The 11,814-nt window shown below is 46.2% G+C and carries 12 protein-coding genes and 1 pseudogene; 11 read left to right on the forward strand and 2 right to left on the reverse strand.

Features of this window, described 5'->3' with window-relative positions:
- On the reverse strand, positions 1-141 hold a 141-nt coding region (locus H8730_RS17780), incomplete at its 3' end, for a helix-turn-helix domain-containing protein (RefSeq protein ID WP_249289791.1).
- Between the two features lie 276 nt (positions 142-417).
- On the opposite strand from H8730_RS17780, the gene H8730_RS16615 reads away from it, so the two are divergent.
- The 11 genes and pseudogenes from H8730_RS16615 to H8730_RS16665 all read left to right on the forward strand — a co-directional run.
- Positions 418-1,020 carry an ECF transporter S component gene (locus tag H8730_RS16615; protein ID WP_177714846.1) on the forward strand — a complete coding sequence of 201 codons (603 nt, stop codon included), beginning with the start codon at positions 418-420 and terminating at the stop codon, positions 1,018-1,020.
- The gene (locus tag H8730_RS16620; RefSeq protein ID WP_346726597.1) at positions 1,017-1,835 is read left to right on the forward strand and encodes a type III pantothenate kinase; all 819 of its coding nucleotides are present in this window, start codon (positions 1,017-1,019) and stop codon (positions 1,833-1,835) included. Before H8730_RS16615 ends, H8730_RS16620 begins: the two co-directional genes overlap by 4 nt.
- A 7-nt stretch (positions 1,836-1,842) precedes the next feature.
- Positions 1,843-2,829 carry a tRNA dihydrouridine synthase DusB gene (gene dusB / locus H8730_RS16625; protein WP_177714844.1) on the forward strand — a complete coding sequence of 329 codons (987 nt, stop codon included), beginning with the start codon at positions 1,843-1,845 and terminating at the stop codon, positions 2,827-2,829.
- 122 nt (positions 2,830-2,951) lie between these two features.
- Positions 2,952-3,431 (forward strand): transcription elongation factor GreA, encoded by a 480-nt coding sequence (gene greA, locus H8730_RS16630; RefSeq protein ID WP_346726598.1) that lies wholly within the window; start codon positions 2,952-2,954, stop codon positions 3,429-3,431.
- Positions 3,432-3,450: 19 nt separating this feature from the next.
- Positions 3,451-4,950 carry a lysine--tRNA ligase gene (lysS, locus tag H8730_RS16635; protein ID WP_177714841.1) on the forward strand — a complete coding sequence of 500 codons (1,500 nt, stop codon included), beginning with the start codon at positions 3,451-3,453 and terminating at the stop codon, positions 4,948-4,950.
- 211 nt (positions 4,951-5,161) lie between these two features.
- Positions 5,162-6,166, forward strand: coding sequence for an aldo/keto reductase (locus H8730_RS16640; RefSeq protein ID WP_177714839.1), 1,005 nt, complete (start codon positions 5,162-5,164; stop codon positions 6,164-6,166).
- Between the two features lie 149 nt (positions 6,167-6,315).
- Positions 6,316-7,029, forward strand: coding sequence for a zinc-ribbon domain-containing protein (locus H8730_RS16645; protein WP_249290215.1), 714 nt, complete (start codon positions 6,316-6,318; stop codon positions 7,027-7,029).
- Complete coding sequence (locus H8730_RS16650; RefSeq protein WP_249290216.1) at positions 6,986-7,834, forward strand: ParB/RepB/Spo0J family partition protein; 849 nt, start codon at positions 6,986-6,988, stop codon at positions 7,832-7,834. The genes H8730_RS16645 and H8730_RS16650 overlap by 44 nt, the downstream gene beginning before the upstream one ends.
- 193 nt (positions 7,835-8,027) lie before the next feature.
- Positions 8,028-9,329, forward strand: coding sequence for an ATP-binding protein (locus H8730_RS16655; protein ID WP_177714837.1), 1,302 nt, complete (start codon positions 8,028-8,030; stop codon positions 9,327-9,329).
- A 267-nt stretch (positions 9,330-9,596) separates the two neighbouring features.
- Positions 9,597-9,794, forward strand: a complete 198-nt coding sequence (locus H8730_RS16660; protein WP_177714836.1) for an excisionase — start codon at positions 9,597-9,599, stop codon at positions 9,792-9,794.
- A gap of 60 nt (positions 9,795-9,854) precedes the next feature.
- Positions 9,855-10,232 (forward strand): annotated as a pseudogene (locus tag H8730_RS16665) (tyrosine-type recombinase/integrase); the annotation flags it as partial.
- Positions 10,233-10,279: 47 nt separating this feature from the next.
- Here the strand turns inward: H8730_RS16665 and H8730_RS16670 are convergent.
- The gene (locus H8730_RS16670; RefSeq protein ID WP_177714834.1) at positions 10,280-11,671 is read right to left on the reverse strand and encodes a sensor histidine kinase; all 1,392 of its coding nucleotides are present in this window, start codon (positions 11,669-11,671) and stop codon (positions 10,280-10,282) included.
- Between the last annotated feature and the right edge of the window lie 143 nt (positions 11,672-11,814).

The raw sequence follows: 11,814 nt of genomic DNA on the forward strand, positions 1-11,814 counted from the left end.
GTAAGAGATGGTGGTGGGGTCTTTCTGGACGAGTTGGGAAATGGCCTTGAAGGTCATGCGCTTTCCGAGGCAGTCCTCAATCACCTTGCGCTCCTCCAAAGTAAGATGTTTGTTTTTTCGTGGGTTTGATTTTTTAGCCATATGTGTGGCCTCCTTTCTGAGAAATAATTTCCCAGATTCAATTCAACCACAAATGACGTATCAAAGTAAATCCCATTTTAAATCCCACTGTGGCACTTACTTTGGGAATTTACAGCGAAAAGAAACCGATTGGATTCTGGAAAAAATAGTTGAAATGCACGGGGAAATCAGGTATAATAAGGGTCATGCAAGCGGCATGTAAGTCATGCAAGCCGTGTCTGCAAATCTAGTATGTCTTGTATCCTGCGTGCAGGAACGAGAACAGGAGGATTTAACATGAATGCTGAGAAACGTGTGACAACCAGAACCGTAGCTGTGACAGGGATGATGTTGGCCGTCACCTTGATCCTGATGTTTACGCCTCTGGGACTTATTCCACTGCCAGTGGTCAGCTTGACGACGATGCAGATTCCCGTGGTGATTACGGCGCTGGCCGTGGGACCGGTGGAGGGACTCATCGTGGGAGCTGGATTCGGCATCGCCACTTTGATTCGCGCTTACACTGCGCCATCCGGGATACTGGACCCCTATTTTATGAACCCGTTGGTGTCGGTTCTTCCGAGAGCGCTCATCGGTTTGGTCGCCTATGGCCTGTACCGACTCATTGCCGGAAAGTCGCCGTCGAGAGGCCGCAGGATTGTGGCGGAGGGAATCGGTGCGGCGGCGGGTAGCCTTACCAATACATTGGGCGTGCTGGCGATGCTTGTACTGCTCAACGGCTCTGACATGAACGCCATGGCGGCGGATGCAGGGCAGGCGCTGTTGGCCTTCGTAAGCATTCCCTTTGGCCTCGGCGGACTTGGGGAAGCGGCGGTATCCGTATTGATCTCCATCCCGGTTGTGGAAGGGCTGCGAAAAGTCTTTGGTTGGAAGGCATGATGCAGCGAGAGAACGGAATGAGGAAGGAAGCGGTGGAGATGCTGTTGGTTTTCGACATTGGCAATACAGAGATCAAGATGGGAGTCTTTCGGGATGATGATTTAGTCGCATATTGGCGGATGATCACCGGAAGCCGCAAGACCTCAGACGAATATGGGATCACCATGTTGACTATGCTCCAACAAAAGAATATTACGCCTGGCGATATTGACAGCATCGTTGTCTCGTCGGTGGTGCCGCACATTATGCATTCGTTTTTAAATGCAGTCCGGCGGTATATTGGGAAAGAACCTTTTCAGGTGGCGCCGGGCATCAAGACAGGCATCTGTATCCGCTGTGACAATCCCAAGGAGGTCGGCGCAGATCTGATTGCGGATGTGTCGGCCGCCTACACCCTCTACGGGGGCCCCTGCCTGGTGGTGGATTTTGGAACAGCCACCAAGTATGAGGTTATCACCGAGGACGGGGCTTTTGTGGCGGCGGTGATCGCGCCGGGACTGGGGATCAGCGCGGAGGCCATGTGCAAATCTGCGGCCCAGCTGCCAGCGATTGAGATTAAAAAGCCGAAGAAGATACTGACGGCCAATACTATTGAATGCATGCAGGCGGGATTGGTTTACGGGTATATCGGGTCGGTGGAGTACATCATCACAAAGATCAAGGAAGAGATGAACCAGGAGATGAAGGTGGTAGCCACTGGCGGGTTGGGGCGTGTCATTGTCGAGGAGACGGATGTCATCGACGTGTATGATCCCATGCTGACGCTCAAGGGGCTGAGGGTCATCGCAGATAAAAATAAGTTGAAAAGGCAGTAAGCCGCACATGCGTATTGGAAATCAGAATGTATCCAATCCTTTATTTTTGGCTCCCATGGCAGGCGTGACAGATTCCAGCTTTCGCAGGCTCTGTCGCCGTCATGGGGCCGAAGTTGTTTATACGGAGATGGTCAGCGCCAAGGCGTTGTCCTACCACAATGAGAATACAGGGGAACTGCTCCGCAAGCATCCGGAAGAGGAACCTGTCATTCTTCAGCTGTTCGGCTCAGATCCGGACATTTTAGCGGAGGAAGCCCATAAGCTAGAATCCCGCTTTTTCGCCGTGGACTTGAATTTCGGGTGCCCGGCGCCTAAAATTGTGCGAAACCATGAGGGCTCGTACCTGCTCAAAGAGCCAGACCGGCTGTATGCCATTGTGAAGGCGGTTTCGTCCGCTGTATCCATCCCCGTTACGGTGAAGATCCGAAAGGGATTCGAGGACGGCGAAAATGTAGCGCCGGACATTGCAAGAGCTGCCGAGGAGGCGGGCGCAAGCATGATTGCGGTCCATGGCAGAACGACTGCCCAAATGTACAGAGGGCATGCAGACTGGGATGTGATTCGGCAGGTAAAGGAGGCCGTCTCGATTCCGGTAATTGGAAACGGAGACATCGCCACACCCCAGGATGCCGCGGCAATGCTACAGCAGACAGGCTGCGATGGCATCATGATCGGGCGGGCGGCGCGAGGGAATCCATGGCTTTTTGAGGAGACGAAAGTTTTTCTGTCCAGCGGAACAATTCCGAGGAGGCCGGACATATCCGAGATCTTGGACACGGCCATGCTTCACGCCCAAATGATCGTGGAGGAAAAGGGGGAGAGCCTGGGAATGCATCAAATGCGGTCCCACATCCTGTGGTATGTGAGGGGAATGCGGGGGAGCGCCTCCCTGCGCCGTGCGCTGCAGCAGATTTCTTCGCTGGAGGAGCTTTCCAATATCTTGCAGCTCTGTAGGCAAGTCTGCGGAGAATCGCAAGTAGAGGTTGACAATTGACACAACCTACTGTATACTCTATAAAATAGAAATATATCCGGATCTCCCCGTTTGGGAAGGTCCGGTTTCATAAAGCCGAATTGTGCCGGTTATGGAAGACTAGATACGATATAGAAAGGACGATGGCGATGGAAAAGAAAATTGTTCTCACCTACGAGGGGATGCAGAGGATGGAGGAGGAGCTCATCCAATTAAAAACGGTCAAACGGAAGGTCGTGGCACAAAAGATCAAGGAGGCGAGAGCGCAGGGGGATCTTTCGGAGAACGCGGAGTATGACGCAGCGAAAGAAGAGCAGGGCGAGATCGAGACCCGGATTGTGGAGCTGGAAAAGATGCTTCGCAACGCAGAGGTCATCGATGAAGATGAGATCAATGTGGACCATGTAGCCCTGGGAAATAAGGTGCGGTTGTACGACGAGGAATTTGAGGAGGAAGTGGAGTATTCCATCGTGGGCTCCACGGAGGCGAACCCTGTGGAGGGCAAGATTTCCAATGAATCGCCGGTGGGAAAGGCGCTGATCGGGGCGAAGGTGGGCGATGTCGTCGAGGCGCAGACCCCGGGCGGGATCGGACGGTTTAAGGTCTTAGAAATATCGAGATAGAGTCAGAGGAGGAGAAAGGTTGGACAATCCAAGAGAAGACCAGCAGCAGGACGTACATGAGCTGGTGCGTATACGGCTTGATAAGATTAAGGAATTACAGCGGGAAGAGCAAGATCCCTTTGCCATTACAAAATTTGATGTGACCAGCCACAGCCAAGACATCCACAGTCAGTTTGCGGCGATGGAGGGAACCGAAGTCTGCATCGCGGGCCGCATAATGGCGAAGAGGGTTATGGGCAAGGCTTCTTTTTGCCATATCCAGGATGAAACGGGTCAGATTCAGTGTTATGTACGGCGGGACGAGCTAGGGGAAGAGGCGTACACAAAATTTAAGAAGTTTGATGATATCGGGGATATCATTGGAGTCAGGGGAGAGGTTTTCCGCACACAAAAGGGGGAGATCTCTGTCAAAGCCCATGAGGTAACGCTCCTTTCCAAAAGCATGCAGATACTTCCGGAGAAATATCATGGACTTAAAGACACGGAGATTCGATATCGGCAGCGGTATGTGGATTTGATCGTCAATCCGGAGGTCAAGGCTGTGTTTGTGAAGCGAAGCCAGATTGTCCGCGAGATTCGCAGGTACCTGGATGACCAAGGGTTTTTGGAGGTCGAAACGCCAGTGTTGCATGGCATAGCAGGCGGCGCTGCGGCCAGACCGTTTATCACCCACCACAACGCCCTGGACATGGATATGTATCTTCGGATCGCGCTTGAACTGCACCTGAAGCGTTTGATCGTGGGGGGGTTTGAGAGAGTCTACGAGATCGGCCGCGTTTTCCGAAACGAGGGGATCTCCATCCGCCACAATCCGGAATTCACCCTGTTGGAGTTGTATCAGGCGTATACGGACTACAATGGGATGATGGATCTGACTGAGAGTCTGATCCGCCACGTGGCGCACACGGTCTTGGGGACGGGACAGATCGAGTACCAGGGTGTGTCTATCGATTTGGACCAGCCTTTTGAGAGGATCAGCATGATGGAAGCGGTCAAAAAGTATGGCGGCGTGGATTTTGCAAAGGTCGCAACGCTGGACGAGGCAAGGTCTCTGGCCAAGGCCCACCACATTGACTTTGAAGCGCGACACGGGAAAGGCGACATTCTGAATCTTTTCTTTGAGACCTATGTGGAGGAGCACTTGATCCAGCCCACATTTGTTATGAACCATCCCGTCGATATTTCACCTCTGGCGAAAAAGATGCCGGAGAATCCTGAGTACACAGAGCGCTTTGAACTGTTCATCATAGGCCGTGAGCACGCCAATGCCTTCTCGGAGCTAAACGATCCCATCGACCAGAGGGAACGCTTCGAGCATCAGGCTGCGCTTAAAGCTGCGGGGGACGATGAGGCGACGGATGTGGACGAGGATTTTTTGAATGCGTTGGAGTACGGAATGCCGCCTACAGGCGGTCTCGGAATCGGCATCGACCGGCTGGTGATGCTTCTGACCGATAGCGCGTCCATTCGAGATGTACTGCTGTTCCCCACGATGAAGTCCTTACCGAACGACAAGTAAGAAAAATCCAGTGTTTATGCGGGTTTGCGAGGTTCGGCGAAGCCGAAAACCTTACACCTTACACCAAACTTACACCAAACGGTGCAGGAAAATGTGCAGAGGCGAAAAAATCGCATAATTAACAGAATGAATGGGCAGTCCCATAATGGGATTGCCCATTTTCAGAACAAGCAGAAACGCAACCTGGAAATTATGAAAGGAGTAGATTGAAATGTCATATAGATTTCCAGAGCTTGGAGTGGGTACAATGCTTTGGACTCCAAAATCGGACGAGGAAAAGGAAAACTATTTCAAAACATATAAATGGTGTCTTGACCACGGAGTAGATTTTTTTGATACCGCAGAGGTTTACGGAAACGGAAGCGTGGAAACTCTGCTTGGGGAGTTTAAAAAACTTGACGGTAGAACTGTAAAAATCTCGTCAAAATTTGCTCCTCCGTCAAGTATGAATCCTGTAGCCCCGAAAAGAAAAACGGTAAAAACAGATTCCCCGGAAGCGATACACGAAGCATTGGACAGGACACTTGACAGGCTTGGAATGGAAAGCCTCGATCTTTATCTTATGCACACGCCTCCGAAGAATGGAAATATTGCTGCATATATGGAGGTAATGGCAAAAGAACTGGAAAGCGGGAGAATTAAAGCTGTCGGCGTTTGTAACCATAGCGGTAAACAGATTGCAGAAGCCACTGAAGCATTGCATAAGTATGGTTATTCATTAGACGCTGCAATGGTTGGATATAATCTGCTCCGTCGTTATCCCGAAACTAATGGCGTAATTGATATATGCCGGAAATACAATATTACGCTCATTCCTTATGCACCGTTGGCAGAGGGAACGCTTACCGGAAAATACAGAGGCAAAAAAGTTCCTTTGAGTTATTTTGTTACATCTTATTTCGGACATCTCAATATGACTAAAGAACGGGATGATGAAATTCCGTTTATAAAACGATTGTTTTCCAAGCCGAGAGAATGTGATGTAAAGCGAATGGAGCCGCTTATGCTTGTACTTGAGGATATTGCGAAAAAACATGGAAAAAGTATCGCTCAGGTTTCCTTAAACTGGCTTTATACAAATCCCAAAGTTAATGTATTCCCTATTCCCGGTACTCGAAATATTAAACAAGCTGAAAGCAATTTGGGTGCTGTCAGCTGGACACTTACCGATGATGACAGAAAGCGTATTGATGAGGCAGAAAGAAGCTGCAGATAGTAAAATATCAACTTTCAAGTTTGTAAAGCCCTTTGAGAGAAGAGAAATCTTTTCTCAAAAGGCTTTTTTCATTTCTGTCCCTGATTCGCAAACTACACCAATTCTCTTGGCTTCTTTATAATAATCGCAGAGGAAGGAGAGGATTTGATATGAGTAACATTTTATCAACAGCCCACCCTGAGCTTGTTTCGGAATGGTTGGAGAAGAACCTGCCTTTAACGCCGGACAAGATTACATACGGTTCAAATAAGCTGGTGTGGTGGAAAGGAAAATGCGGTCACGAGTGGATAGCTACTGATAAAAGCAGGACGATAAGCAGCACAGGCTGTCCGTATTGTTCCCACAATGCAATCTTAGAAGGGTTTAATGACCTTGCTTCGCAAATGCCGGAGATAGCGGAGGAATGGTCGGAAAAGAACGATCCCTTGCTGCCTAATCAGGTTACAGCGTTCGCCAACCGTAAGGTGTGGTGGAAATGTAAGGAATGCGGCAACGAGTGGCACACGCTGATACGATTTTATTTTAATCGACTGTTCTCCCTTCTCAGAACCATATCTAAGGTAAAGAGATGTATCAATCCGGATTTGGCGATTGACGGTATCCTACTGACTATCGTGGATAACAGAACCAACCTTGCTAAAAGCACCGTGGAAGCGCTCAGGCAGAATTTCGGCTCGCACATTAAGATTTACAAATTTCAAATTCCAATGGCTGTAAAAGCTGCCGAGGTTGCTTCAAAGGGCGAGAGCATTTTCGCCTATGAGCCAAACAGTCCGGTGTCAAAAGCTTACTCCGAATTTACGAAGGAGATGTTAGCTGATGGCAAACAGAAAGAGCGACTTCACTCTGCCCACATTCGATGATATTTTTTCAACGCAGGAGCAGCGTGACGACGCTAAGCTATCCAAAATCCGGGATATTCCCATAAGCGAGATAGACGATTTTCCCGACCACCCGTTTAAGATGCGTGACGATGAAGATATGTTGCAGCTCGTGGAGAGTGTCAAGGAAAGAGGCGTTATTACACCGGCTACGGTAAGACAGAAGGAAGATGGCAGATATGAGCTTGTGTCAGGTCACAGAAGAAAGCGAGCTTGTGAGCTTGCCGGATTTGATACCTTGCGCTGTGAGGTTGTAAACCTGTCAAAAGAAGAAGCCACTATCCTGATGGTCGAGAGCAATTTTCAAAGGTCGCAGATTTTACCGAGCGAAAAGGCTTATCATCTCTTGTGGAACGGAGATTACTATTATGTGATCGGCTATTCCGAAAAAAAAGGTAAAATTGTGACTTTTCGGGTTGACCGCATTGCATCTACGCCGGAGATACTGGAAAAGGGAAGCGTACCGCAGCCGGAAGATTTCAATATCGCTGATTTTACAAAGGAAGTATTCTATATGTACGACGGCGATGAGGTAACGGTGGATCTGCGCTGCGATAACAGCCTGATGAAAACGATGGTTAACCGTTTTGGCGAAGATGTAACCACCCTTGCTTATGATATGACCTCATTCCGCCTGATAACCGAAGTGTCAGCCAGTCAGACCTTTTTCGGTTGGGTGTTTGGGTTCGGCGGCAAGGTGCAGATTCTTGCACCGGCGGAGGTTAAGGAGCAGTACCGGCAGATGATACAAAATGAATTTGACACAATAAATAAAGAACAAGAATAGAATTTCAAATTAAAACTTAGAGGAAAAATCCCCTAAGTTTTAATTTTGCCCTGCGAGTGAAGGGGAATTGAAAGCTTGGTAGGTATTTGTATGAAACTTTCAACGAAACTCTTGATTTTTTCTGCAAAACCGGGTATAATATTCATTGAAAAGTGGGGCTATATTAGATATAAGTTTTCAACGGAGGTTAGTTATGGAGATTAAGCGTGACCGTTATTTGAATAAACTCATTTCTTTTATGTGGGACGGGCAGGTTAAGGTAATTACCGGCATCAGGCGCTGTGGAAAATCTTATCTGCTTAAAAATCTGTTCCGTGATTATTTAATATCTACCGGTGTGGCGGACGACCATATTATTGATTTGGCTCTCGATTTAACAAGCGATATTCGTTACCGAAATCCCTTAGAGCTGGCTAAATTTGTGCGGGCAAAAGCGGAAAGTAGAAGCGAGCAGTTTTATCTTTTTGTTGATGAAATTCAAATGTCCGATGAGGTTGTCAATCCTTACAACCCCGATGGAAGGAAAATCACCTTTTATGACGCTCTGAACGATTTGAAAACCTTGTCAAATCTTGATATTTATGTGACCGGTAGTAATTCAAAAATGCTTTCTTCAGATATTCTTACAGAGTTTCGTGGTCGCAGTGATGAAATTCGTGTTCACCCCTTGAGCTTTGCGGAATACTACTCTGCGGTGGGCGGAGACAAGGCGGACGCTTTTGACGATTATGCCTTTTACGGAGGGATGCCGCTGATTCTCTCCCGTCCTACTGAGGCGGCAAAGATGAATTATTTGCAGTCGCTTGTTTCAGAGGTTTATCTGAAGGATATTGTCGAGCGCAAGAAAATTAAAAGAGAAGATGTACTGGCGTCCATTCTTGACTTGCTGTGTTCCTCTGTCGGCTCTCTTACAAATCCGACGAATATTACAAACACCATAAACTCAAAGCAAAAAAGGGCTGGAGAAAATGTTGTAGCGCATAACACAGTAAAAGCATATATTGATTATTTGTCGGATTCGTTTTTGTTCAGCGAATGTAAAAGATGGGATGTGAAAGGCAAGGATTACTTTGACTATCCTAATAAATACTATTGTGAAGATATAGGACTGCGAAATGCGAGAATCGGTTTTCGTCAGCAGGAAATGACGCATATTATGGAAAATATCCTGTATAACGAACTGATTATTCGGGAATGTGCGGTAGATGTGGGTGTTGTATACTCGAATGAAAAAGATGCAAAAGGTAAAACCAATAAGGTTGCAAGGGAAATTGATTTTATTGCAACCTCCGGCGGAAAGAGAACCTATATCCAGTCTGCGTATGCGCTTCCCACTGAAGAAAAGGCAGAAACCGAAAACAAGCCATTTTCTTTGACTGGCGATTCATTCCCCAAAGTCATTGTACGCCACGACATTCGCAAGCGCTGGTATGATGATAACGGGATATTGAATATCAGTATTACCGACTTTTTACTTGACGATTCTCTGCTTTGAGCAACAAACTTCAAAAAAGGATAAATAACGGTACAAAATAGGTTTTTTCCCTTACTTGGGAAAGGACTTTTATGTTTTATAGCGCTTGGCAGTGTCAGATAGCTGAATATCCGTAATCCCGGAATTTTGAACTCAATCAAAAATTCAAAATTCTAAGGAGATTACGGAAATTACAAATACATCAAATGAAAGCAATGATTTATTCAAGAACGAGTGCAAGGTTATCAATCTCAAATATGAGTATGAAGGATATACCGGAACGGAGCAATGGGCTATGATGTCCCTCTTTGGCATAAAACAAATCTCTCAATCGAGGAAGCAATAGCGTATACCGGAATTGGTATTGGGAAACTATACGAAATGACGAGTTCTGAGGGTTGTCCTTTTGTACTATGGATTGGAACTCGTCGCTTAATTAAAAGGGAGGCGTTTGATGATTACATTGCAAAGTCATATTCAATTTAGGAGGTTCGCAGAGGTTGTTACTTTAATGTAAATACACCTAAGACGGAAGCCGAAAACAGACAAGTACCAATGATCGATTTTGTAAAAGAAGCCTTTCTTATGGAAAAAGAAAGACAGGATATGTTAGATGTGCATTGCGAAGCAACGGTTGACGGATATACAGATTTTATCTTTATCAATCGCTTCGGACAGCCGCAGCATCAATCCACATTGAACAAAGCAATACGCAGGATTATTCGGGACTGCAACGATGAACAGTTCTTGAAAGATGGTAATCCCAAAGTGCTGCTTCCGCATTTTAGCTGCCATTCTCTAAGGCATACTTTTACAACGAGAATGTGCGAAGCCGGCGTCAATGTTAAGGTCATTCAGGATACGCTTGGACACAAGGATATTTCGACAACGCTTAACATTTATACCGATGTGACAAAGTATTAGCCTAAAAAAGAGGAAACAAAGGCTATACCTCTGTTTCCTCTTCCACTTTACATAGTCATCGGCAAACTCAAATCGACTTCAAAACCGCCGTATTCACTATGCTGTATCAGCATTTTTCCGTTGTGTGCAAATATGATTTGCTTAACAATGAGTAAGCCTAAACCGTGGCGTTGTTCAGTTGTTTTTTCATCGCATACCATATAATGCGGAGTATTGTTTAGTTTTTCCATTTGTTCATCTGTTGCACCTATACCATCATCGGCAACAACGACAGTACAAACCTTATCTTCAGATATAACACGAACGAAGATATGGCAGCCTTGCTCGTTATGATTTATGCTGTTTTGAATCAGATTGCTTACTGCCCGTTTAATTAAGTCTTTATCAATACATACAGGACAGGCGGTTAAGGTTTCGTCCGTTTCCCACTCAATCGTGTACGTTTCATCAATATTCATATTGATGAAATCGACCACAACCTGACGGATAACAGCAATTAGATTTTGCCTTTCAGAGTTGATAGGCTGCATATTATATTCTAACTTGGAGGCAAGATTCAAGTCGTTAATCAGGTTTCGCATTCGTTTACTTTGCCGCACTATAACCGTGGCTTTTTTTCGGGTATCTTCTGATAGCTGCAAATCGTTTTCTAACTGTCCGGCATACCCCATTACCATTGATAGCGGTGTGCGTATGTCATGGGATACCCCTGCAATCCAATTTGCTCTTGCGGTTTCTTTTTTCCGGAGCTGTCTGCTTTGTGTTTGCAAAATATCTGAGGTCTTGTTAATGTTTACCGCAAGCTCGGATAAAAGCCCTTTTTCTCGGAGATGGACTTCTTCGTTCGCAGACAAAGCCTGTATTCCGCTGACGATCGGTTTCACGGATTTTAACAGCTTAGAATTGGCAATCACATAGATTATAAAAATCAAGGCGATATTGATTGCTAAAACAGAAAGAACTGTTTTAGGCAAGTTGGCGATTACATTATAATCCCAACTCGGCCACATATGTTTCCAAAAACTGTCTTTCGGATAACCGAGAACCACAAGCCCGTTTTCTGCCTCGCCTGTAAATGTGGGGTATCCGTCTATATAGCCGCGGGTAAGGCTCGCAATATCTGAAACGGTATATGACATAGGTACAGTTTCGGGAAGAGTATCCGTCTGCCATACAACATTCATTGTTGCGTTATCAATAAAAATTGCCCATGCATTCGTATTTTGAAGTTCAATTTCTGTATCTTCGGTCAAAACATATTCATTACCATCCTGCAACAGATTATCGGCAACCTTTTGTGCTGTCATCCAAGGGGAACTGTTTGGTGCTTGGTTGAGCGTATATATCACCAATAAAGCAAGATTTAGAATAATGAGTAACACCGAGGACAAGAGCATAATACCGACAAAGCGCCGGATTAGTTTCGGTACGCTTTTCATATTATTTGCTCCCTACAATGAGTTGGTAGTGTCAAAAACTACCTGTTTTTTTGTTGCAAAATCTAATAAAAACCTTGATTTTAAGGGAAATTTGCTATAAAAAGAGCATTGACCTCCCTTTTCTGGTATAATGTCTATCGCCA

The organism is Bianquea renquensis (assembly GCF_014384895.1).
Classification (GTDB): domain Bacteria; phylum Bacillota; class Clostridia; order Lachnospirales; family Bianqueaceae; genus Bianquea; species Bianquea renquensis.